The sequence below is a fragment of the Epibacterium sp. ABV4_022 genome (assembly GCF_056159345.1).
Genome location: NZ_JBSWVA010000001.1, coordinates 161,764 through 185,029 on the forward strand (window position 1 = coordinate 161,764; position 23,266 = coordinate 185,029).

22 protein-coding genes are annotated in these 23,266 nt (G+C 58.2%); 11 read left to right on the plus strand and 11 right to left on the minus strand.

What is annotated here, in order from left to right:
• Positions 1 to 158 precede the first annotated feature (158 nt).
• Positions 159 to 824, plus strand: coding sequence for a peptide-methionine (S)-S-oxide reductase MsrA (gene msrA, locus ACXAF5_RS00750; RefSeq protein WP_474945184.1), 666 nt, complete (start codon positions 159 to 161; stop codon positions 822 to 824).
• Positions 825 to 892: 68 nt separating this feature from the next.
• Here the strand turns inward: msrA and ACXAF5_RS00755 are convergent, their stop codons facing one another.
• Positions 893 to 1,765: a ribokinase gene (locus ACXAF5_RS00755; protein ID WP_474945185.1), complete on the minus strand. Its 873-nt coding sequence runs from the start codon at positions 1,763 to 1,765 to the stop codon at positions 893 to 895.
• Positions 1,766 to 1,785: 20 nt separating this feature from the next.
• Positions 1,786 to 4,041, minus strand: a complete 2,256-nt coding sequence (locus ACXAF5_RS00760; RefSeq protein WP_474945186.1) for an NADP-dependent malic enzyme — start codon at positions 4,039 to 4,041, stop codon at positions 1,786 to 1,788.
• A 324-nt stretch (positions 4,042 to 4,365) separates the two neighbouring features.
• On the opposite strand from ACXAF5_RS00760, the gene ACXAF5_RS00765 reads away from it, so the two are divergent.
• Both ACXAF5_RS00765 and mutS read left to right on the plus strand, forming a co-directional pair.
• Entirely contained in the window at positions 4,366 to 5,214 is an 849-nt protein-coding gene (locus ACXAF5_RS00765) for a flagellin (protein ID WP_474945187.1), read from the plus strand.
• Positions 5,215 to 5,337: 123 nt separating this feature from the next.
• On the plus strand, positions 5,338 to 7,977 hold the full coding sequence (mutS, locus tag ACXAF5_RS00770; protein ID WP_474945188.1) for a DNA mismatch repair protein MutS: 2,640 nt from the start codon (positions 5,338 to 5,340) through the stop codon (positions 7,975 to 7,977).
• Between the two features lie 86 nt (positions 7,978 to 8,063).
• On the opposite strand, the gene ACXAF5_RS00775 is transcribed toward mutS, so the two are convergent.
• Both ACXAF5_RS00775 and hrcA read right to left on the minus strand, forming a co-directional pair.
• The gene (locus ACXAF5_RS00775) at positions 8,064 to 8,627 is read right to left on the minus strand and encodes a nucleotide exchange factor GrpE (protein WP_009177390.1); all 564 of its coding nucleotides are present in this window, start codon (positions 8,625 to 8,627) and stop codon (positions 8,064 to 8,066) included.
• A gap of 9 nt (positions 8,628 to 8,636) precedes the next feature.
• Positions 8,637 to 9,701 carry a heat-inducible transcriptional repressor HrcA gene (gene hrcA / locus ACXAF5_RS00780; protein ID WP_005616154.1) on the minus strand — a complete coding sequence of 355 codons (1,065 nt, stop codon included), beginning with the start codon at positions 9,699 to 9,701 and terminating at the stop codon, positions 8,637 to 8,639.
• Positions 9,702 to 9,840: 139 nt separating this feature from the next.
• Between hrcA and rph the strand changes: the two genes are divergently transcribed.
• From rph to ACXAF5_RS00800, 4 genes are read left to right on the plus strand one after another with little or no spacing between them, the layout of a single operon-like run.
• On the plus strand, positions 9,841 to 10,554 hold the full coding sequence (rph, locus tag ACXAF5_RS00785) for a ribonuclease PH (protein WP_011540185.1): 714 nt from the start codon (positions 9,841 to 9,843) through the stop codon (positions 10,552 to 10,554).
• Entirely contained in the window at positions 10,551 to 11,165 is a 615-nt protein-coding gene (rdgB, locus tag ACXAF5_RS00790; RefSeq protein ID WP_474945189.1) for an RdgB/HAM1 family non-canonical purine NTP pyrophosphatase, read from the plus strand. Before rph ends, rdgB begins: the two co-directional genes overlap by 4 nt.
• Complete coding sequence (gene hemW / locus ACXAF5_RS00795) at positions 11,158 to 12,312, plus strand: radical SAM family heme chaperone HemW (protein WP_474945190.1); 1,155 nt, start codon at positions 11,158 to 11,160, stop codon at positions 12,310 to 12,312. The genes rdgB and hemW overlap by 8 nt, the downstream gene beginning before the upstream one ends.
• 3 nt (positions 12,313 to 12,315) lie before the next feature.
• Complete coding sequence (locus tag ACXAF5_RS00800; RefSeq protein WP_239322281.1) at positions 12,316 to 12,669, plus strand: YbaN family protein; 354 nt, start codon at positions 12,316 to 12,318, stop codon at positions 12,667 to 12,669.
• Here ACXAF5_RS00800 and ACXAF5_RS00805 read toward each other — a convergent pair.
• The 7 genes from ACXAF5_RS00805 to ACXAF5_RS00835 all read right to left on the minus strand — a co-directional run bounded on the left by ACXAF5_RS00805 (position 12,659) and on the right by ACXAF5_RS00835 (position 20,053).
• Positions 12,659 to 13,558, minus strand: a complete 900-nt coding sequence (locus ACXAF5_RS00805; RefSeq protein WP_474945191.1) for a ParB/RepB/Spo0J family partition protein — start codon at positions 13,556 to 13,558, stop codon at positions 12,659 to 12,661. The genes ACXAF5_RS00800 and ACXAF5_RS00805 overlap by 11 nt on opposite strands.
• A gap of 17 nt (positions 13,559 to 13,575) precedes the next feature.
• Complete coding sequence (locus tag ACXAF5_RS00810; RefSeq protein ID WP_474945192.1) at positions 13,576 to 14,388, minus strand: ParA family protein; 813 nt, start codon at positions 14,386 to 14,388, stop codon at positions 13,576 to 13,578.
• Positions 14,381 to 14,998: a 16S rRNA (guanine(527)-N(7))-methyltransferase RsmG gene (gene rsmG, locus ACXAF5_RS00815; protein ID WP_474945193.1), complete on the minus strand. Its 618-nt coding sequence runs from the start codon at positions 14,996 to 14,998 to the stop codon at positions 14,381 to 14,383. The genes ACXAF5_RS00810 and rsmG overlap by 8 nt, the downstream gene beginning before the upstream one ends.
• On the minus strand, positions 14,995 to 16,869 hold the full coding sequence (gene mnmG / locus ACXAF5_RS00820; protein WP_474945194.1) for a tRNA uridine-5-carboxymethylaminomethyl(34) synthesis enzyme MnmG: 1,875 nt from the start codon (positions 16,867 to 16,869) through the stop codon (positions 14,995 to 14,997). The genes rsmG and mnmG overlap by 4 nt, the downstream gene beginning before the upstream one ends.
• A 12-nt stretch (positions 16,870 to 16,881) precedes the next feature.
• On the minus strand, positions 16,882 to 18,168 hold the full coding sequence (gene mnmE, locus ACXAF5_RS00825; RefSeq protein WP_474945195.1) for a tRNA uridine-5-carboxymethylaminomethyl(34) synthesis GTPase MnmE: 1,287 nt from the start codon (positions 18,166 to 18,168) through the stop codon (positions 16,882 to 16,884).
• Between the two features lie 30 nt (positions 18,169 to 18,198).
• A complete protein-coding gene (gene rho, locus ACXAF5_RS00830) occupies positions 18,199 to 19,470 on the minus strand; it encodes a transcription termination factor Rho (protein ID WP_239322275.1) in 1,272 nt (423 codons plus the stop codon).
• Between the two features lie 127 nt (positions 19,471 to 19,597).
• The gene (locus tag ACXAF5_RS00835) at positions 19,598 to 20,053 is read right to left on the minus strand and encodes a CopD family protein (RefSeq protein ID WP_474945196.1); all 456 of its coding nucleotides are present in this window, start codon (positions 20,051 to 20,053) and stop codon (positions 19,598 to 19,600) included.
• Positions 20,054 to 20,471: 418 nt separating this feature from the next.
• Between ACXAF5_RS00835 and ACXAF5_RS00840 the strand changes: the two genes are divergently transcribed.
• Genes ACXAF5_RS00840 through dnaQ form a run of 4 tightly spaced genes read left to right on the plus strand, consistent with a single transcriptional unit; the run spans position 20,472 to position 23,218 of the window.
• Positions 20,472 to 21,071, plus strand: a complete 600-nt coding sequence (locus tag ACXAF5_RS00840; RefSeq protein ID WP_239364294.1) for a Maf family protein — start codon at positions 20,472 to 20,474, stop codon at positions 21,069 to 21,071.
• Positions 21,068 to 21,901 (plus strand): shikimate dehydrogenase, encoded by an 834-nt coding sequence (locus ACXAF5_RS00845; protein ID WP_474945197.1) that lies wholly within the window; start codon positions 21,068 to 21,070, stop codon positions 21,899 to 21,901. Before ACXAF5_RS00840 ends, ACXAF5_RS00845 begins: the two co-directional genes overlap by 4 nt.
• Positions 21,898 to 22,491: a dephospho-CoA kinase gene (coaE, locus tag ACXAF5_RS00850; RefSeq protein ID WP_474945198.1), complete on the plus strand. Its 594-nt coding sequence runs from the start codon at positions 21,898 to 21,900 to the stop codon at positions 22,489 to 22,491. The genes ACXAF5_RS00845 and coaE overlap by 4 nt, the downstream gene beginning before the upstream one ends.
• Positions 22,484 to 23,218 (plus strand): DNA polymerase III subunit epsilon, encoded by a 735-nt coding sequence (gene dnaQ, locus ACXAF5_RS00855; protein ID WP_239322270.1) that lies wholly within the window; start codon positions 22,484 to 22,486, stop codon positions 23,216 to 23,218. The genes coaE and dnaQ overlap by 8 nt, the downstream gene beginning before the upstream one ends.
• The last annotated feature ends 48 nt before the right edge of the window (positions 23,219 to 23,266 follow it).

Genomic DNA, 23,266 nt, shown 5'->3' on the forward strand with positions numbered 1-23,266 from the left:
TCATGCAATTTTTGCCGACGCTAGAAGAAACTCCCCGGCGCGCCAACCGGTAAACTGCCGTCACCGATGCGTGACATTCGATGTCACTCCCTTGGCGCAGCACGTCGCGTCAGGCAGGCTCGTCGCAATGCAGGAACCCCTTCATTCAGGAGGATGCCATGGGTCGTCTTGATACACTGAAACACATCACGCTCGCCGCGTTCATCATCATCGGATCGCTGGCAAAGGGCATCGAAGCGCGCGCCCAGTCGCAGCAGGAACTGATTGTGGCAGGCGGCTGTTTCTGGTGCGTCGAGAGCGATTTTGAATCGGTGAAAGGTGTCTCGGAGGTGATCTCCGGTTACACCGGCGGCACCACCAAGAACCCCACCTACAAACAGGTCGGACGCGGCGGCACCGGGCATTACGAGGCGGTCAAAATCCTCTTCGATCCCTCTGTCATCCGGCGCGAGAGCCTACTGGAGTTGTTCTTCCGTTCGATCGATCCAACCGACGCCGGCGGACAGTTCTGCGATCGGGGCGAGGTCTACCGAACCGCGATATTCGTCTCTAACAAGGCAGAAAAGGCTCTCGCTCAGCAAGTCCGATCCGACGCCCAGAGAGAGCTTGGTCAGAAAATCGTCACGCCGATCCTGGATGCCAAAACATTCTACGACGCCGAGGACTATCATCAGGACTACTACAAGGGCGACGGTCTGGTGTTGACCCGTTTTGGCCCGCTGCGCCAATCCAAAGCCTACAAACGCTATCGCACCGCCTGTGGTCGTGACGCGCGGGTTGCAGACCTGTGGGGCGATCAAGCACCCTTTGTCGGAACACATTAAACCCTGCGCAACAGGTGCAAAAAAGGGGCCTCAGAGGGCCCCTTTCTTCAGGTTGAAATGTCCGGACCTCAGAAACTGGCGTCCTGCACCTCTTTCAGATCTGGGATCACATCCGCAGCCCCGTGACGTGTGACCATCAGCGCGCCGGCGCGCGACGCCTGCGCCATTGCTTGTGCCATCGGCAGGCCACGGTCCAACGCCGCCAGCACGTAGCCGGTAAAGGTATCGCCCGCGCCGGTGGTATCCACGGGCGTCACTTTTTGCGCAGGGATATCTGTTGCGGTCCCGGTGCGGCCATCAAAATGGCGCGCGCCCTCGGCACCAAGTGTGACGATCACATCGTCCACGCCCAGATCCTGCGGTGCTTTGCCGGTCGCATCCTGAAGCTGCGCCGCCTCGACTTCATTGAGGAACAACAGATCCATAAACGGCAAAACCACCTGCACCGCCGCTGCATCAAACGGCGCTGCCGCATAGGCCACGCGCAGGCCAAGCTTGCGACCGATCTCGGCTGCCTCTGCCTGCATGTTCGTCTCATTCTGCATCAGAAGAATGTCACCGGCATGCGCAGCAGTCAGGGCCTGACCGATTTGATCCGCGCTCAGGGCCCTGTTCGCACCGGGATAGAGGATAATCTGGTTTTCCCCCGCCGGGTCGACTGCGATGATCGCATGCCCGGTGGCGGTATCGATCTGCGCGATGTGGCGCGTATCGACGCCGTATTCGGTCAACCGATCAACGCACCATTTGCCCTCCGGCCCGACCGCACCGATGTGACAGGCATGCGCACCGGCCCGCGCCGCCGCAACCGACATATTCGCGCCCTTGCCGCCAAGCCCCTGTTCCAGAGAGTTGGCGGCCAGTGTTTCGCCGGGGGCCGGCATATGCGGCAGGGCATAGACCATGTCTATGTTGATCGACCCAAGGTTCCAGATTGCCATGATGCGCGCCCCCTCGTGGTTCAGCCGATATTGCAGGCCGCCAGAACGGCCATGTTCAGCACGTCATTGGCGGTCGAGCTGGTAGAGCAGATCTGGATCGGCTTGTCGACGCCCGACAGGATCGGCCCCACAACAGTCGCCCCGCCCATTTCCTGCATCAGCTTGACCGAGATCGAAGCCGAGTGCCGTGCCGGAACCACCAGGATATTGGCCGGACCGGACAGGCGCTGGAACGGGTAATGTTCCTGCGACTTGGCATTCAGCGCCACATCCACGGTCATCTCACCCTCATATTCGAAATCGACGCCGCGTTTGTCGAGCACGGTCGGCGCGATATGCATCTTCTCCGCCCGCTCCGACACCGGATAGCCAAAGGTCGAGAAACTCACAAAGGCCACCCGGGGTTCAAGCCCCATGTGCCGAGCCACACCGGCAGCACGTTCCGCAATGGTGGCAAGATCGTTCTCGTTTGGCCATTCATGCACCAGCGTGTCGCCGATCAACACGATGCGCCCCTTGTGCAAGAGCGCCGTCACCCCGGCCACACCGTGGTCCGCATCGGCGTCGAACACATGGTTGATGCGTTCCAGCACATGCGCGGATTTCCGGGTGGCCCCAGTCACCAGACCGTCGCCATGCCCATGCGCGAGCATCAGCGCAGAGAACACATGCCGGTCGCGCCCCACCAAACGGTGGATATCCTTGCGATCAAACCCCTTCCGGTTCAGGCGGTTATAAAGAAACTCCTTATAGGCATCAAAGTGATGGGTATTGGCGGCGTTGACCACCTCCAATTCGCGCACCGCATCGCCCAGACCGGCCTCTTCGAGCTTGGCTTTGACATCCTCCTGACGGCCAACCACCAGCGCCTTGCCAAAGCCCGAGCGCTGATAGGTCACAGCCGCACGCAGCACACGCGGGTCATCCCCCTCGGCAAAGATCATACGCGATTGTGCCGCACGGGCGCGCGCATTGAGGCCGCGCAGGATCGATTGCGTCGGGTCCATCCGTCCTCGCAGGCCGTGTTCGTAGGTGTCCATGTCGATGATCGGACGGCGCGCCACGCCGGTATCCATACCGGCCTTGGCAACCGCAGGCGGGATGCGGTGAATCAAACGCGGGTCAAACGGCGTCGGGATGATGTAGTCGCGACCAAAGGACAGCGATTTGCCGTAGGCCAGCGCCACCTCATCCGGCACATCCTCACGGGCCAGGCGTGCCAGTGCGTGGGCACAGGCGATCTTCATCTCGTCATTGATGGCGCGCGCATGAATGTCGAGCGCCCCACGGAACAGGTAGGGAAAGCCCAGCACATTGTTCACCTGGTTCGGATAGTCCGAACGCCCGGTGGCAACGATGGCATCCACACGGACCTCATGCGCCTCTTCGGGGGTGATCTCGGGATCGGGGTTCGCCATGGCAAAGATGACCGGATTGTCGGCCATGGATTTCACCATCTCTTGGGTCACGGCGCCCCGGACCGACACGCCGAGGAAAACATCCGCGCCGTTCATGGCGTCTTCGAGGGACCGCAGCTCGGTCTTGACCGCGTGGGCCGACTTCCACTGGTTCATCCCTTCGGTCCGACCCTGATAGATCACGCCCTTGGTGTCGCAAACGATGCAGTTCTCATGCCGCGCGCCCATGGATTTCAACAGCTCGATACATGCGATGCCTGCAGCCCCTGCCCCATTGAGGACAATCCGAACATCTTCGATTTTCTTGCCAGACAGATGCAAAGCATTGATCAGGCCAGCGGCACAGATCACCGCGGTGCCGTGCTGGTCATCGTGGAAGACCGGAATATCCATCTCTTCCTTGAGCTTCTGCTCGATGATGAAACACTCGGGCGCCTTGATGTCTTCGAGGTTGATACCGCCAAAGGTCGGCCCCATCAGCTTCACCGCCTTGATGAACTCGTCCGGGTCCTCGGTGTCGAGCTCGATGTCGATCGAGTTCACATCCGCAAAACGTTTGAAAAGGACCGATTTGCCTTCCATCACCGGTTTGGAGCCGAGTGCACCGAGATTACCGAGCCCCAGAACCGCCGTCCCGTTGGAGATCACCGCAACAAGATTGCCCTTGTTGGTGTAATCATAGGCAAGTTCGGGGTTTTCGGCGATCGCCTCACAGGGCACCGCCACGCCGGGGCTATAGGCCAAGGACAGATCCCGCTGGGTGGTCATGGGAACCGTCGCGGTGACCTCCCATTTGCCGGGGCTGGGTTCCAGGTGAAAGGCCAGCGCCTCTTCATTGGTGATCTTGGCTTTGGGCATGTCGGTCTTCGTCCTCTCCTAGTCGAAAACTGTCATATCCCAGCGGCCGCAGCCTCTCAATCCACCGCTTTCACAATTCACTCTTTTGCATTTCTTTCAAATCACGGCTTAAAATCGAAAGGGTTTGTCAAAGTTTGGCCCCAATCCAGACCCGTCTTTGCTACACTTCCTTGGTGTTTCTTAACTGCACTTGCTGCCCAAGTGGCGCAGCGACTCATCTGTCGACTGCATATGTCAGAATGGCTTCCCCCGTCCGTTCGGGCCTTTCCCGCGCGGGCCAATGAAGCATGCATACCAGGTATTGGGTTATATAGGGGTGCACAAATGACAAGTATCAACACCAACCCGGGCGCAGAGATCGCGCTTCGGGTTCTCACCGACAAGCAGGTGGAAAAGGAGGATGTCCAGGACGACATCTCCACCGGCAAAGAGGTCGACAAGGCCAAGGACGCTCCGGCGATCTGGGCCATTTCCGAAATCATGGGGTCTGATCTGGCCGGGTTCGAAGCCACCTCCAGTGGCTTGAACGTCGGCGAGGCCACCGTTTCCGTTGCCTCTGCCGGCGCGGAACAGATCACCTCGATCCTCACCGACATGAAGGAGCTGACAGTCCAGGCCAGCTCCGGTGTCGGCGACTACTCCATGATCGAGGAACAGCTCGCCCAGAAGACGGAGCAGATCAATACGATCATTTCTTCTTCTGGCTTCAACGGGGTCAACCTCCTGGCCACCGACGCCGATGGTAATGGCGGCACGGGTCTGACGGTCGCGGCGTCTCAGGATCGCTCCGGTGACGCGGCGCCGACGCAATCCACCATCACCGTCGACAGCGTAGATTTCGAGGGCAGCACCAGCTTTGACATCAACAATCGTACCGCGGTGACCGACGCAGCCTCGGCCCGTACCGCCCTTGGCGAGATCGAGGGCTTCTTGCGCTATGCCACCGACAGTGCCGCCGCCCTTGGCGCGGGTGCGCAGCAGATGGCAGAGCAGGATGTCTTTCTCGACAAGCTGAGCGACGCCGTCAAAATGGGCATCAGCGAGCTGACCGATACGGATATGGAAGACGCCGCCGCCCGATACGAGGCCCTCAGCGCTCAGGAACAGCTCAGCGGGCTATCGCTCTCGATCGCCAACGCCTCACCGGGGTCCTTGCGGTCGCTCTACTCCTGATCGCCCTGAAAACAACACCTCTGGCCGAGTTCCGCAGATGCGGGGTTCGGCCTTTGGATTGCCGGGTTTTCCTCGCGACTCGAGCCATGTAAACGTCATGCGACCTGACGAATGGGGGCTCGCATGTCTGTCACGCCGATGATGGCGCAATATCTCGAGATCAAGGCGCAATACCCGGATGCGCTGCTGTTCTATCGCATGGGCGATTTTTACGAGATGTTCTTTGAGGACGCGGTGAACGCCGCCGAGGCGCTTGATATCGCTCTCACCAAACGCGGCAAACACGAAGGCGAAGACATCCCCATGTGCGGCGTGCCGGTGCACGCGGCAGAGGGCTATCTCCTGACCCTGATCCGCAAGGGATTTCGGGTTGCTGTCGGGGAACAGATGGAAAGCCCGGCCGAGGCCAAAAAACGCGGTTCCAAATCCGTTGTGAAACGCGATGTGGTGCGTCTGGTCACCCCCGGTACATTGACCGAGGATTCCCTGCTGGAGGCCCGTCGGCACAATTTCCTTGTCGCCTATTCGGAACTGCGCGATCAGGCTGCGCTTGCCTGGGCCGATATTTCCACCGGCGTGTTCCACGTGATGCCGGTCGCCCGTGTGCGGCTCAGCCCGGAGCTGGCGCGCCTCGCCCCGTCAGAGCTGATCGTTGCCGACGGCGCAGTCTATGACTCCACCCTGCCGCTGGCGGAGGAATACAAGATCCCGCTGACCCCGCTGGGCAAGGCCAGTTTTGACAGCACTGCCGCTGAAAAACGTCTCTGTAACCTGTTCAACGTGGGCGCGCTCGATGGATTTGGCACCTTCAGCCGTGCCGAAATTTCCGCGATGGGCGCTGTGGTGGACTATCTGGAGATCACACAAAAGGGCAAATTGCCCCTGTTGCAACCGCCCTTGCAGGAATCCGAGGATCGCACGGTTCAAATTGATGCCTCGACGCGGCGCAATCTCGAACTGACTCGCTCACTTTCGGGGGGGCGTGCCGGATCGCTCCTCGCGGTCGTGGATCGTACCGTAACCCCCGGGGGGGCGCGCCTACTGGAACAACGTCTATCAAGCCCCTCGCGCAATCTCGATGTGATCTCTTCGCGTCTTGCTGCGCTCGATGCCGCCGTTGAGGATCCGACGCGAAGCGATGCGCTGCGGGGTCTTCTCCGCAAAACGCCTGATATCGACCGCGCCCTGTCGCGGCTTGCGCTGGACCGCGGCGGGCCCCGCGACCTCGCCGCCATTCGCAACGCGCTGAGCCAAGGCGAAGAGATCGAGCGCGAACTTCAGGGCGAAGATCTACCACCTCTTCTGACAGAGGCCAGAAACGCCCTTGGCGGCTTTGATGAGCTTCTGTCCTTGCTGGATGCAGCCTTGATCGCAGAGCCACCGTTGCTCGCCCGTGATGGCGGTTTTATCGCGGCAGGATATGACAGCGAATTGGACGAGGCCCGGACCCTGCGCGATGAGGGCCGTTCCGTCATCGCAGGTCTTCAGAAGAAATACGCCGAACACACCGGCATCAACTCGCTGAAGATCAAGCACAACAACGTGCTTGGCTATTTCATCGAAACCACCGCGACCCACGCCGCCAAAATGCAGTCGGCACCGATGTCGGAAACCTACATCCACCGTCAGACCACCGCAAATCAGGTGCGGTTCACAACGGTGGAGTTGAGCGAGATTGAAACCAAGATCCTCAATGCCGGAAACCTGGCCCTGGAGATCGAAAAGCGGCTCTATCAAAGGCTTTCCGGCGCAATTCTCGACTGCGCCGCGCGTCTCAACCAGGCTGCGCGTGGCTTTGCCGAGATTGATCTGGTGACCGCACTGGCTGATCTGGCCCGCGGTGAAAATTGGACCCGGCCACGGGTTGATACCTCCCGCGCGTTTCACGTGGACGGGGGCCGCCATCCGGTTGTGGAGCAAGCGCTGCGCCAGCAAGGCGGCGAGACCTTCGTTGCCAATGACTGCGACCTCAGCACGGACGATGGCGCCGCAGTCTGGTTGCTGACCGGTCCGAACATGGCCGGTAAATCAACCTTCCTGCGTCAGAACGCGCTGATCGCAGTTCTGGCCCAGATGGGCAGCTATGTACCGGCTGAATCCGCCCACATCGGCATGGTCAGCCAGCTGTTCAGCCGCGTCGGAGCTTCCGACGACCTCGCCCGGGGGCGCTCAACCTTCATGGTGGAGATGGTGGAAACTGCCGCCATCCTGAACCAAGCCGATGACCGCGCGCTGGTGATCCTTGATGAAATCGGACGTGGCACGGCCACCTACGATGGCCTGTCGATCGCCTGGGCGACGCTTGAACATCTGCATGAGGTCAACCGCTCCCGCGCGCTCTTTGCCACCCATTACCACGAATTGACCCAACTCGCCGCCAAACTGCCCGGTGTCGACAATGCCACGGTCTCGGTCAAGGAATGGGAAGGCGAAGTGATCTTCCTGCATGAGGTCAAAAAAGGCGCCGCAGATCGTTCCTACGGTGTGCAAGTGGCACAGCTCGCGGGCCTGCCCGCTTCCGTCGTGGAACGCGCGCGCAGCGTCCTCGATATGCTGGAGAAAAGCAGCCGCGAAGGCGGCGGCGCGGGCAAGGTACAAATCGACGACCTGCCACTGTTCGCCGCCGCGCCAGCGCCGCAGCCCAAACCCGCCAAAGGCCCCTCGCCGGCAGAAAAGCTCCTCGAAGAGATCTTCCCCGATGATCTCACCCCGCGTGAAGCACTCGAAGCACTCTACCGGCTAAAGGACGCCAGCAAGAGCTAAGAAAAAGGGCGGTCCCAAACGGCCGCCCTTTCATCTTCTTAAAAATATCTCCGCCAGAGGCATGGGCCCATCAGGGCCCATTTTTATTAAGACGCGGGCGTCGACGACACACCTACCTGAGCGGGTCGCAGCAGGCGGTCGTGCAGCATGAAGCCCTCAGCGGACACCTGAATGATGTCACCGGCCTTTGTGCCGGGCACAGGTGCCTCGAACATGGCCTCATGCACCTGCGGGTCAAACCGATCTCCGACCTCAGGTGTCACCACCTGAATGCCGTGCTTCTGGAACACGTCCAGCAGCGCCCGCATGGTCAGTTCAACCCCTTCGATCAACGCAGCGGAGACAGCCTTCTGCTCTTCGGTTGCAGCCTCAACCGCACGCTTCATGTTGTCATAAACCGGCAGCATGTCCCGCGCCAGTTTGGAGCCACCATATTGCTCCGCCTCACGCCGTGCCTTGTCGCCACGCTTGCGCGCGTTTTCCGCATCGGCCAAGGCGCGCATGAAGCGGTCCTTGTATTCATCACGCTCCGCACGCAGGCTGTCCAGCTCCAGCGCTTCGTCGTCGAATTCCTCGGTCTGAGCCGACAGCTCCTCGGCTTCGGCTGCCTCGATATCGTCCAAAAAGTCTTCGTTCTTGGGCTCTGCCATAATCCACCTCTAGCTCCGGTCGGATACCATTTTCCCGACCAGTTGTGCCGTGTAGTCCACGATCGGCACAATCCGTCCGTAGTTCAGGCGCGTGGGGCCGATGACCCCGACCGCACCGATGATCTTTCGATCAGCGTTCATATATGGAGACACCACCAAAGAGGAACCCGAAAGTGAGAAAAGTTTGTTCTCCGAGCCGATAAAAATGCGCACACCGTCGCCTTCTTCGGTCAGTTCAAGGAATTCGGCGATGTCACGCTTACGTTCCAGATCGTCAAACAGGCTGCGGATCTTCTCCAACTCGTCCGGCGCACCATCTTCTGAAAGGAGATTCGCCCGTCCCCGCACGATCAAACGTGCCTGATCGCCGTTCTCATCTTCCCAGGCCGCAAGCCCGCTTTCGATCATGTCGCTTGCAAGCGTGTCGATCTCCTGACGGCGTTTTTCGATCTCGACCTGCACATCCTTGCGCACATCACTCAATGTGCGCCCCTCAATCAGTGCATTGAGGAAATTGGCCGCCTCCCGCATCGAGCTTGGCGTCTGCCCCGGCGGCGGCGTGAACAGCCGGTTTTCCACATGCCCGTCCGAAAACACCAAAACCACCAACGCACGATCCTGCGCCAGAGACACAAATTCAATATGGCGCAGTTCCGCCTCATGCTTGGGCGTCAGCACCAGTGATGCCCCATGCGTCACACCCGAAAGCGCGGCCCCCACACGATCCAGCATGCCACCGACATCGCTAGAGTTATCCCCCAACGTGCGGTCTATCATCTCGCGGTCCTGTCGACTCGGATCGCCCATCTGCAAGAGGCCATCCACGAATAACCGCAGCCCCATCTGCGTCGGAATACGGCCCGCACTGACATGAGGGCTGTCCAGCAAACCTAAATATTCCAAATCTTGCATTACATTCCGGACGGTCGCGGCGCTAACCTTTTCGCTCAGGGATCGGGTCAGCGTGCGGCTGCCTACCGGACCGCCAGTATCCAGATAGTTTTCGACCAGAATGCGAAACACCTCGCGTGAGCGATCGTTCATATCCTGCAGAATGGATTTCGCGTCCGTCATCTCTTACCCGATGTTTCCGACCCGAAGGCCTTCATACCCCTCATTTGTCACTAAAGCGCATCCTCAGATATGGTCAATGACCCTTGCATCGCCAACCCCACGGGCGGTATCGACGGGGCAACAACAAAAGGATATCCACATGCGACCCTCCGGACGTGCCCTGAACGAAATGCGCAGCGTTTCCATTGAAACCGGCTTTACCAAACATGCAGAAGGTTCCTGCCTGATCAAGATGGGCGACACCCACGTTCTGTGTACCGCAACGATCGAGGACCGCGTTCCCCCGTTTATCAAAGGCTCTGGCCTGGGTTGGGTCACCGCAGAATACGGCATGCTGCCCCGCGCGACCAACACCCGTATGCGTCGTGAGGCTGCGTCTGGTAAACAAGGCGGGCGCACCGTCGAAATTCAGCGCCTGATCGGCCGTGCGCTGCGCGCGGGTGTTGATCGTGTGGCTCTGGGTGAACGCCAGATCACCGTTGACTGCGATGTGCTTCAGGCCGACGGTGGCACCCGCTGCGCGTCGATCACCGGGGGTTGGGTCGCTTTGCGTCTGGCTGTCAACAAGCTGATGAAAGCGGGCGACGTCACCATGGACCCGCTGGTTGATCCGGTGTCCGCCATTTCCTGCGGCATTTATGCAGGCCAGCCCGTGCTTGATCTCGACTACCCCGAGGACTCCGAGGCCGGCGTTGATGGCAACTTTATCATGACGGGTTCGGGCAAACTCATCGAGGTTCAGATGAGCGCCGAGGGCTCTGTTTTCTCTCGCGATCAGATGAATGAGCTGATGGACCTTGCGGCCAAAGGCACATCCGAACTCGCAGAGATGCAGAAGGCCGCCTGCGCATGACCCGCAAATTCGAAGGCGACACCTTACTGGTCGCCACACATAACGCAGGAAAGCTGGGCGAGATCACCGAGATCCTCGCGCCCTTTGGCGTGAAGGTTGTTGGTGCGGGCGAAATGAACCTGCCCGAACCCGAAGAGACCGAAGACACTTTCGTCGGCAACGCCCGCATCAAGGCGCATGCCGCGGCAAAGGCCACCGGCCTCCCGGCCCTCTCGGACGACAGCGGCATCACCATTGACGCGCTCGATGGTGCTCCCGGCGTCTATACCGCAGATTGGGCCGAGACCGATCAGGGTCGGGACTTCATGATGGCGATGACCCGCGCCAATGATGAAATTACCGCAAAAGGCGCGGATGCCCCCCGTACCGCGCAATTTCGCTGCACTTTGGTTCTGGCCTGGCCCGACGGTCACGATGAGGTCTTTGAGGGCGTGATGCCCGGACGCCTTGTCTGGCCCATCCGTGGCGAGGGCGGCTTTGGCTATGATCCGATGTTCATGCCCGAAGGCTATGACGTGACCTGCGCGCAGTTGGAAAAGGCGGAGAAAAACCGCATCAGCCATCGTGGCCGCGCATTGGCGCATTTTGTGCAGGGGTGTTTTGGTGGATGATTGGCGCAACGGGGGCTTTGGTCTCTACGTGCATTGGCCGTTCTGTCAGGCCAAATGCCCCTACTGCGACTTCAATAGCCATGTGGTTTCCCAGATCGATCAATCGGCCTGGGTGACCGCCTATCAATCCGAGCTGCGCCGCATGGGCGAGCTGCTCCCGGATCGCCTGCTGAATTCCATCTTCTTTGGCGGTGGCACACCCTCGCTGATGCATCCGGATACCGTCGCTGCGGTGATTGAAGCGGCGCGCGAGAACTGGACCTTTGCCAACGACATTGAGATTTCGCTTGAGGCCAATCCGGGTTCTGTCGAGGCGGGGCGATTTGCCGGTTATCGTGATGCCGGCGTAAATCGCATCTCAATGGGAATACAGGCGCTGAACGACGATGATTTGCGCCGCCTGGGCCGCATTCATTCCGTCGATGAGGCGCGGACAGCCTTTGACGTGGCGCGGAACTGCTTTGATCGCGTCAGCTTTGATCTGATCTACGCACGTCAGGGTCAGACCTTGGCGGCATGGAAAGCAGAGCTTTCAGAGGCCCTCAGCATGGCGATCGACCACCTCTCCCTCTATCAGCTCACGATCGAGGACGGCACCGCCTTTGGGGATCGCTACGCACGTGGCAAACTCCGTGACCTCCCCACAGACGACAACGCCGCCGATATGTATCTTGCGACTCAAGACATCTGCGACGCCTACGGTCTTCCCGGATATGAGATATCCAACCACGCCCCTCCCGGCGCGGAAAGCCGCCACAATCAGATCTACTGGCGCTATGGCGATTACGTTGGGGTTGGTCCCGGCGCGCATGGCAGAATCACGCTGAATGATCAGCGGTATGCAACCGAAGCCCCCCGCGCGCCCGGCGCTTGGCTTGACGCCGTAAAAAAGGGGAGCGGCCTCCTCCCTTTCGACCCGCTGTCCCAAGAAGATCAAGTGGCTGAACACATGATGATGGGGATGCGTTTACATGAGGGCCTAGACCTCGATCGCCATTCCAGTCTTGCGGATCGCCCAATCTCCACGACCAAAATTCACCAGCTCAAGGAGCTGGGAATGATTGACGTGGACGGATCACGGCTCAAGGCTACTTCTGAGGGACGAGCGGTTTTGAACGCTGTGCTCCGTGAACTCCTAATGGATTGATTTATGAAGATTATCTACCTCTGCCTTGGTCTGTTCTGCGTCCTGATGGCGATGGTAGGGATCGCACTTCCATTGCTACCAACCGTTCCGTTTCTCCTATTGGCTGCCTTCTTTTTCGCGCGCTCCTCTGATCGCTTGCATGACTGGTTGCTCTCCCACGCCACCTTTGGCCCGATGATCTCGGACTGGAACGAACACGGCGCCATTCGCATCGGCGCAAAAAAAGCGGCCACCGTGTCGGTCGCCGCTGTCTTGTTGCTCTCGATCTTTCTTCAGCTTCCCGGCCACATCCTGTTGATACAATCGGTAACCTTGGCCGCGGTGATGATCTTTATCTGGACCCGCCCTAACGGCTAAGCAGATTGCACAGCTCGTCCAGCTGATCCAATGTCTCATACGAGATTGTCATGGTACCGGCCTCTCCGCCAGGTTTGTGATCGATGGAAACCTTCATCCGGATCATCGCAGACAAATCGCCCTCCAGCGCACGCGTGTCTGCATCCTTCTCCGCCTGGGACTTTGGTTTCTTGGTCCCGGTGCCACCAGAGATCCCCGCCGCATCCTTTTTCACCAGAGATTCTGTCGCACGGACCGACAGGCCGCCTTTGACAATTTTCTTCGCGAGTTCAGACGCATTATCAGATGTAATCAGCGCGCGCGCGTGACCTGCGGACAACTTGCGATCCAGAACAAGACCTTGGACATCCTCTGGCAAATGGAGCAACCGCACCAGATTGGCGATATGGCTGCGGCTTTTTCCAAGAGCCTCGGCCATCTTTTCCTGCGTATGGCCGAACTTGTCCATCAGCTGCTTGTAGCTCTGCGCTTCTTCCAACGCGTTCAGATCTGATCGCTGGATATTCTCGATGATCGCGACTTCGAGCATCTCCACGTCGGAGTAGTCCCGGATCAGAACAGGAACCTCGTGCAACTGCGCGGCCTGAGCGGCCCGCCAACGACGTTCGCCGGCGACGATCTCGTAGATACCACCCTCTCGCGGCCGCACGATCAGAGGTTGAAGCACCCCTTTTTCCTTGATCGATGCTGTCAGATCATCCAGATCTTCTTGCAGGAACTGGCGTCGGGGCTGATCAGGATTGGCCTGAACCTTCTCAATCGGAACAAGAACAACGGCGTTCCGAGGCGGAGTTCCTCCCTCGGTACTCACCGGTTCAGCATTCACATCCGCCATCAATGCCGACAATCCCCGGCCAAGGCCGCGCGGTTTCGGTTTCTTATCTGCCATCTCTGCCCCTCTTGTTCTTATTCCGCCGCAACGTCTTCATGGTTTCCAATGATCTCACCCGCGAGTTGCCGATAAGCCTTTGCGCCGAGCGATCCGGGATCATAATTCAGCACCGGCATAGCGTAGGATGGCGCTTCGCTGACCCGGACATTGCGCGGAATCTTGGTACGAAAGACCAGATCACCGAGATTGTCTCTCGCATCCTGTTCAACCTGCTGAGAAAGGTTGTTCCGCCGATCGTACATTGTCAATACGACCCCCTCGATCCGAAGATCGGGGTTTGCAGCTTGTCGAACTTCTCGAATTGTCAGCATCAGTTGCGACAGACCTTCAAGCGCAAAAAACTCGCTCTGAAGCGGAATCAGCACCGAATGCGCCGCAACCATCGCATTCACAGTCAATAGGTTCAGAGACGGCGGGCAGTCGATCAGGATGTAATCCCAATCGTATTCGGCCATCGCCGGCTGTCGCAAAGCATCATGAAGAAGGAAGCTACGCTTCTCATTGGAAAACAACTCAATGTCGGCGGAGCTCAGATCAACGGTTGCAGGGATTATACAGAGATCTTCGAGGTCGGTCTCGCGAATGCATTGCGATAGCTCGGCTTCTTCGACCAGAAGATCATACGTCGTATGATCTCGCTCATCCGCCTCAACACCCAAGCCGGTGGAAGCATTTCCCTGCGGATCAAGGTCAACAAGAAGCACTCGCATCCCCTCTTCCACCATTGCAGCGGCGAGGTTGATGGCTGTGGTTGTCTTCCCTACCCCGCCTTTCTGATTTGCAATTGCAACAATGCGGGGGTCTCCCGAACGGGACACTTCAGACACGCTCTACTCCCTTGATTTTGAGAATGACAGCCTCTGGCTCAGTGAGACTTGTAATCTCTTCACACTCAAACCGCCATTGTTTGCGTGCGTTATCCACTTCTTTTTTCCAACTGGCGCCCTTTGGGAACACAGAAACGCCACCCGGCTGCAAATGGCGCTCGGAAAAACTCAGGAGATCGGACAGATCGGCCAACGCGCGCGCGGAAAGAACCCCTGCCCCCACTGGTGACGCATGTTCAATTCTCTCGGCTTTCACCACGACGTTGACCCCACATTCTCTGGCCACACTTCGCAAGAACGCGGACTTGCGCTGATCACTCTCCATCAGCGTAACAGACATATCCGGCGCTTGTTCTGCAGCCATGATCGCCACGATGATTCCCGGAAGCCCGCCACCGCTACCAATGTCGAGCCATGTCTCGGCTGGTTCGACTGCTTCAAATACCTGCACGCTATCAAGGATATGCCGTGTCCAAAGATCCTCGAGGCTCCTTCGCGAAACCAGATTGATCTTGGGGTTCCATTTGGTCAGCGTCTCGGCATATATCTTCAAGCGCTCGGATGTTTCACGTGAAACATTGAAACGCTGCGTTACTGTTTCGAGGCTCATGCAGATTGCGCTCCAACTCTCTGTAAACGCTTTAGGTTCCCGAGAATAAGCGCAAGCGCTGCCGGTGTAATCCCATCAATTCGTGCGGCTTGCGCGAGATTCGACGGGCGCGCGCGTTCGAGCTTTTGCTGTAGCTCAAACGACAGCCCCTCGATTTGGTAGTCGAAATCAGCTGGGATAATCTGAGATTCATCCTTTTTGAGAGCAAGGACTTCGCGCTCTTGCCGGGAGATATAGTTCGCGTACAACGAATCTCTTTCGAGTTGTGTCCGCACCTCATTCGATACGGTGCCCAACTCTGGAAAGAGCTCGAGGATATCTTCAAAGCCGACGTTCGGAAAAGCCAGGACATCTACGCCATTTCGACGCTTACCATCCTGATTGACCTCAAGACCAGCTTCGACCAGTTGCTTGGGCGTAAAGTCTGACGAAGTGAGAACGCGCTTTGCATGTTCAAGTGCTTCTCTCTTCTCTTCAAACACCACCTTACGATATTCACCGACACATCCAATAGAAAGGCCAAGTGGCGTCAGCCGCTGGTCCGCGTTGTCTGCTCGCAGCGATAGCCGAAATTCAGCGCGAGATGTAAACATCCGGTAGGGTTCACTCACCCCGTTGGTGATGAGGTCATCAATCATGACACCAATGTAGCTGCTTGAGCGTCCCAGCACGATGTCATCACCGCCCAATGCATGTCTCGCCGCGTTCAACCCGGCGATCAGGCCCTGTGCCGCCGCCTCTTCATAGCCGGTGGTGCCATTGATTTGCCCAGCAAGATATAATCCATCCATTTCGCGGAGCTGAAGCGTCGCTTGCAGCGCTCTGGGATCGACGTAGTCATATTCGATCGCATATCCTGGCTGCAGGATCTTGGCCTGTTCCAATCCAACGATGGACTGCACGTAGTCCAGCTGAACTTCCTCGGGAAGACTCGTCGAGATACCATTTGGATAAACCGTATGGTCATTGACACCTTCGGGCTCCAGGAAAATCTGATGCGAGGACTTCTCTGCAAAACGTACAACCTTGTCTTCGATCGACGGACAATAGCGAGGGCCAACCCCTTCGATATGCCCGCCATACATCGCAGAACGATCAAGATTAGCTCGAATAATCTCGTGCGTACGCTCGTTCGTATGCGTGATCCCACAGGAAATTTGCTTTGCCGATACGCCAGTACTGAGAAATGAGAACAGCGTCGGCTCCTCATCACCAGGTTGGGCATCCAAAATGTCCCAGTTTATCGTGCGCCCATCCAGACGTGGTGGCGTTCCAGTTTTCAAACGTCCCATTGGCAACGTAAACGCCTGCAATCTCTCAGCGAGCTTGATGGAAGGCTTATCCCCCATACGTCCGCCGTAGACAGCAACATCTCCGATATGGATGACGCCGTTCAGAAACGTCCCGGATGTGAGTACGACCGAAGGAGCGCAGATTTCAGAACCATCCGCAAGCTTAACACCGGCCACCCTCTGATCACCAGACATCAGGAAATCCGTGACCTCTGCTTCGACAATATCCAGATTCTCTCGCTGCTCCGTCGCCTTAAGGATCTCTCTGCGATAGATCTCGCGATCCGCTTGGGCACGGGGGCCTTGGACCGCTGGTCCCTTGCGGCGATTCAGCAGCCGAAACTGAATCCCTGCGAGGTCGGCGACCTTGCCCATCACACCATCTAGTGCGTCAATCTCGCGGACGAGGTGCCCTTTACCAAGACCTCCGATCGCAGGATTACAGGACATAATCCCGATCCCATCCTTCCGGAGGGAGATCAGCGCAGTCTTTGCACCAATGCGCGCCGACGCATGGGCCGCTTCGGTCCCTGCATGCCCACCGCCGATAACCACAACATCATAGTCCGGATGTTTCACGTGAAACACTCCTCACTTACCCAAGCAAAAACTCGAAAAGATCTCGTCCAGAAGATTCTCAACGTCGATACGCCCGACCAGTAGTTCCAACGCGCGTATCGCCGACCTCATATCTTCAGCCGCGAGATCATAGAATTCGGAACCATTCTCAAGCATCGTGACCGCCTGATGCAAGCTTTCCAGAGCATTTTGCATCGCATCTCGATGGCGGGCGCGCGTGGCGATCCCAGCATGAGCAGACCGATTCTTCAATGTCGTCGAAATGTGCAAAACAAGTTCGTCTATTCCTGCACCGGTTTTTCCCGACACCGCACCCGCCGCGTCTTCTCTCTGGTCCGCCTTTGGCAGCAGCCGCAAATCACCTTCTTTCATCGGAACATCCAGAACATCATCTGGCTCGGCAAGAAAAACGCGTAGATCGGCGGCCTCTGCGCGTTCCTGTGCCAACTTGATGCCGATTCCTTCGACGTGATCATCAGTGGCACGAATTCCTGCGGTATCCAAAAGCGTTACCGGGAGTCCTGCGAGATCCATGCGAACCTCAATCACGTCTCGCGTCGTGCCTGCATATTCTGATGTGATAGCTGCATTCCGGCCCGCCAGCGCGTTGAGAAGGGTGGATTTTCCGACATTCGGTGCGCCGACGATCGCGACTTCAAATCCAGTGCGGATTCGTTCAGCGATCCCGACACCTTCGACCTGTGTTTTTAATCCCGTCAGAACGTTCTGCAGCAGCGCTGTCACTTCGGGTGTCACGTCAACAGGCACATCCTCATCGGCAAAATCGATCGTCACTTCGATCAACGACGCTGCCCGAATCAAATCCGATCGCCAGCCATCCGCGATCTTTCCCAGACCGCCAGACAGGATGACCTGTGCCTGTTTGCGCTGCGCCTCGGTTTCTGCATCAATAAGGTCTGCAAGACCCTCAACCTGCGTCAGGTCGAGCTTGCCGTTATCCAAGGCGCGTCGCGTAAACTCTCCGGGATCAGCCAAACGGGCTCGATCTGTTGCCCGGATTGAATCCAGGACCGCATCAGCCACGGCCACGCTTCCATGTATTTGAAATTCAACAATATTTTCACCGGTAAAGCTATCCGGCGCCGTGAACGACAGGACCAGGGCCTCATCCAGGACCTGGCCATCTCTATCTTTCAATTTCGAAAATATCATGCCCCGCGCAGGAAGCGTCCTGCGCGTCAGGTTTTCTCCGACCTGAATGGCATTCGGGCCGGAAACACGAATTACAGCAACACCGGCCTTTCCCTGGGCGGTGGCCAGCGCAAAGATCGTATCCATGGGATGGCCTCTTTCTCCGCCCTGCCCTGTTTACGTGTTCATTGAGTCGAAAAACTCAGAATTTGTCTTTGTTTGCTTTAGCTTAGATAGCAGGAACTCGATCGCATCCGTGGTGCCCATCGGGTTCAGGATACGGCGCAAGACAAAGGTTTTGGCCAGATCTGCCTTGTCGACCAAGAGGTCCTCTTTCCGCGTGCCAGACTTGAGAATGTCGATGGCCGGGAACACGCGCTTGTCGGCGATCTTACGGTCCAGAACGATCTCAGAGTTACCCGTACCTTTGAATTCTTCAAAGATAACCTCGTCCATCCGGCTGCCTGTGTCGATCAGCGCTGTCGCGATAATGGTGAGCGAGCCGCCCTCTTCGATGTTCCGCGCAGCCCCAAAGAAGCGCTTGGGACGTTGCAGGGCGTTTGCGTCGACACCACCGGTCAGAACCTTACCAGACGACGGCACAACCGTGTTGAACGCACGACCAAGACGCGTGATCGAGTCGAGCAAGATCACGACGTCGCGCTTGTGCTCAACCAGGCGTTTGGCTTTTTCAATGACCATCTCGGACACCGCCACGTGACGCGCTGCGGGCTCGTCAAAGGTGGAGGATACGACCTCGCCTTTGACGGAGCGCTGCATGTCGGTCACCTCTTCGGGGCGTTCGTCGATCAGAAGGACGATCAGATAGCATTCCGGGTGGTTCTGCTCGATCGAGTGGGCGATATTTTGCAGCAGAACCGTCTTACCGGTCCGTGGCGGCGCCACGATGAGCGAACGCTGCCCCTTACCGATCGGCGAAACCAGATCGATCACACGTGCGGAGCGATCCTTCACTGTGGGATCCTCGATCTCCATGTTCAGGCGTTCATCCGGGTACAGCGGTGTCAGGTTGTCGAATGCGATCTTGTGACGGGCCTTTTCGGGCTCCTCAAAGTTGATCTTGGTCACTGTCGTCAGCGCAAAGTAACGCTCGTTCTCCAGCGGTGCCTTGATCTGTCCCTCAACCGTGTCGCCGGTGCGCAGCGAGAACTGGCGGATCATGTCGGGAGAGACGTAGATATCGTCCGGACCGGGCAGATAGTTGGCCTCTGGCGAGCGCAGGAAGCCAAAACCGTCCTGGAGCACTTCCAGAACCCCATCCCCACCGATGTTCCAGCCCTCATCCGCGCGTTCACGCAGGATCTGGAACATCATCTCGCCCTTACGCATGGTGGAGGCGTTTTCGATCTCCAGCTCCTCGGCCATTGCCAGGAGGGCTTTTGGGCTTTGCGCCTTGAGATCGGAAAGGTTCAGGGATTGCTCGGTCATATGCACACGGCCTTTATTCCCTCAGGGTGGAGGGCGTCACAGTATCAAATACGGAAAATGCGGGAATCCCGGACGGGGCCGCTTTAACGCTAGATAGTGAGTCTCCGGGGGTGAGTCAAACCCCGCGTCAGAACTTGAAGATCACTGAGACCACGATCACCACCATCAGAAGGGTCGGAACCTCGTTCATCAGGCGATACTGGCGCCCTGTGAGGGTATTCTTGCCCGCTTTGAAGTCCTTGTGACGAAACATCAGCCAATGATGGAACCATGTCATCGCAAGCACCGATGCGCCTTTGGTCCAGGGCCAGATGTAGGACCAATCCACCAGCCCCGGCGTGAACACCATAAACAGCCCTGCGACCCAGGTCACAATGCTTGCTGGACCCATGATCACTCTGAGCAACTTGTGTTCCATGGTGAGAAAGATCGGCGCCACATCCTGGACCTTCTCAGCCTCCTCCACGTGATACACAAACAGACGTGGGAGATAGAATAGACCCGCCATCCAGCTGATCACCGCCATGATGTGAAGCGATTTCACGTAAGGATACAGGGTGAACATCAGATCAGTCAGATCCATGGAAGGCTTCCTTGGTGCAGTCGGGTCGGTGGGCCACCCTAATATAATTAATAAGTTTTATAAGGATGATGTTTTTGTAGTGCACCCCGGAATCCGTGGATTATCGAGTCTTCACACCGGTTCTGCACAGGGTGGACAGTTTTCCTGCCTTATTCCCGCCAGAAGGGTGAACAACTCCTTAACGCCCTTAAAATTAGAGGCGTTAACAAAATATTTACATATGAGACTCTGGGGATAACATCGGGAGAAACCGGGAGAGCGCGACTTATCCACGTGGTCAAAGTTATCCCAATCCCCGATGGAGGAATCGCGGAGGAATCACCTGAGATTTCGGGAGTTGTCCCACCCTTGCGCTGAGGGTGGAAAATCATACAAAACGTCCCTGAATGATCAGACGTTTTCCCATAGGGTTGTCCACATGAGTACCCACATCCTGCTAGCTTCCGGATCGGAGATCCGCGCTCACCTGCTCCGTCAGGCGGGGGTTGCGTTCCGTGTGGAGGTCGCGCGCGTCGACGAAGGCGCAATAAAGGCCGCCCTTTTGGCCGAAGGGGCCGCGCCACGCGATATTGCTGACACGCTTGCAGAGGCCAAAGCCCGCAAAGTGTCGGGAAAACATCCCGGCGAGATGGTTCTGGGCTGCGATCAGGTGCTCGATTTTGAGGGCACGCTGCTGTCAAAGCCCGACACAAAGGACCAGGCGCTGGATCAGCTCAAGGCGATGCGCGGCAAACGTCACATGTTGTTGTCGGCCGCAGTGATCTACCGCGATGGGGAGCCGCTCTGGCGCCATGTCGGACAGGTGCGGCTGGTGATGCGCATGGCCAGCGACGCCTATCTGGAGAGCTATGTGGACCGCAACTGGGAGAGCATTCGCCATGCGGTCGGCGCCTACAAACTCGAAGAAGAGGGCGTGCGGCTGTTTACAACCATTGACGGCAGCTACTTTAATGTCTTGGGATTGCCGATGTTGGAACTCATAAACTATCTGGGATTGCAGGGGATTATCGAACAATGACAGAGCAGAAAGTCCCCCTCGCTGGTGTGATCGGTTGCCCCATCGCGCATTCGAAGTCGCCGCAGCTTCATCGGCACTGGCTGACGACCCATGGCATCAACGGTCATTACATGCCGATGCACGTGGAGCCCGAAGACCTCGAAACCGTCGTCCGGATGATGCCGCGGATGGGGTTTGTCGGTGCCAATGTCACCATCCCGCACAAGCAGGCGATCATGGATATCGCCGACAAGGTCACGGATCGGGCCAAGCTGATGGGCGCGGCCAACACGTTGATTTTTCGCGAGGACGGATCTGTTGTCGCTGATAACACCGACGGATACGGCTTTATCACCAATCTGCATGACGGGGCGCCGGAGTGGGATCCCAAGTCGGGGCCGGCGACGGTGTTTGGCGCAGGCGGGGCCAGCCGTGCTGTCGTTGCGTCCCTGATCGAGGCCGGCGTTCCCGAAATCCGCCTCACCAACCGTACCCGCGCGCGTGCCGATGATCTGGCCGAGGCCTTTGGTCAGAAAATCAAGGTCATAGACTGGGTCCAGGCCGGGAATATCCTCGAAGATGCCGCGCTGGTGGTGAATACGACGTCCCTTGGCATGGTTGGGCAACGCGCGCTGCGCGTGCCTCTCGATGGGTTGCAGCCGGGGACCGTGGTCACGGATCTGGTATACGCTCCGCTCAAGACAGGGTTGTTGCAAGCTGCTGAGGATGCGGGCTGCACGGTGGTCGACGGTCTTGGCATGCTGTTGCACCAGGCGGTTCCGGGGTTTGAACGCTGGTTCGGCCAACGTCCGGACGTTGATGACGCCGCCCGCGAAGCAGCATTGAAATGACATTTGCACTGGGGCTGACCGGCTCGATCGGCATGGGCAAATCGACCACGGCCGATCTCTTTGCGCAGGCCGGGTGTGCGGTTTGGGATGCAGACGCTGCGGTGCATCGGCTGTATGATGAGGGGGGCGCGGCGGTCCGCCCGATCACGGCGCTGTTCCCGCAGGCAACGGTCGGCGGGACGGTTGACCGGTCGGTCCTCAAAACACTGATCGCAAAAGATCCCTCCGCCCTCCAGAAGATCGAGGCGATCGTGCATCCGCTGGTACAGGCAGACCGGCAAAGGTTTCGCGAAACCACGCAGTCCGATGTGCTTGTCTTCGACATCCCGCTCCTGTTTGAAACCGGGGGGGACGCCGAAATGGATGCTGTGGCCTGTGTCCACGTTTCACCGGCGGTGCAGCGAGACCGGGTGATGGCGCGCGGGACCATGAGCGACGAACAATTCCGCCAGATCCTTGCAAAGCAGATGCCGATCTCCGAGAAGCTGGCCCGCAGTGACTACAGGATCGAAACCGATACGCTCGACCATGCCCGGAGCCAGGTCGCAGAGGTATTGGCGGACATAAGACGGAGGACAGAGCATGCGTGAAATCGTACTTGATACGGAAACCACCGGTTTTGACCCGTTTTCCGGCGACCGCATCGTCGAAATCGGGGCGGTTGAGCTGCTCAACCACATGCCCACCGGAGAGACATTTCACGTCTATATCAACCCGCAGCGCTCAATGCCGCAGGAGGCGTTTGGCGTCCATGGAATCGGGCCAGACCTGCTGGAACCGCCGCAGCCGCCGGGCCCGGGACAGGTGACCCTGAAGGACAAGCCGCTGTTTGCCGAAGTCGGGCAGGCGTTTCTGGATTTTGTGCGTGATTCCAAGATGGTCATCCACAATGCCAGCTTCGACATGAAGTTCCTGAACGCCGAATTGGGCTGGATGAACCTGCCGCAGCTGCCCATGGATCAGGCGATCGACACCCTGGCGATGGCGCGCAAACGGTTTCCCGGCTCACCTGCGACGCTGGATGCGCTGTGCCGGCGTTTCAGCATCGACAATTCCAACCGAACGCTGCACGGCGCGCTTCTGGACTCTGAAATTCTTGCCGATGTCTATCTGGAACTGATCGGCGGCCGGCAGCCGGATTTTGGTCTGTCGTCCCAGTCAGATAGCGGACCCAGCGCCGGGGACCTCGACTGGCGCCCGCAACCCCGCGCCACCGCCCTGCCCTCCCGGCTCACCGCCGATGAAAAGGCGGAGCATGAGAAATTTGTGGCAAAGCTCGGGGAAGACGCGCTCTGGAACGCGGCGCCCGACACGTAAAAAGCGCCGCGACCTGAGGTCGCAGCGCTTTGTGGTCAGTTCAACAAA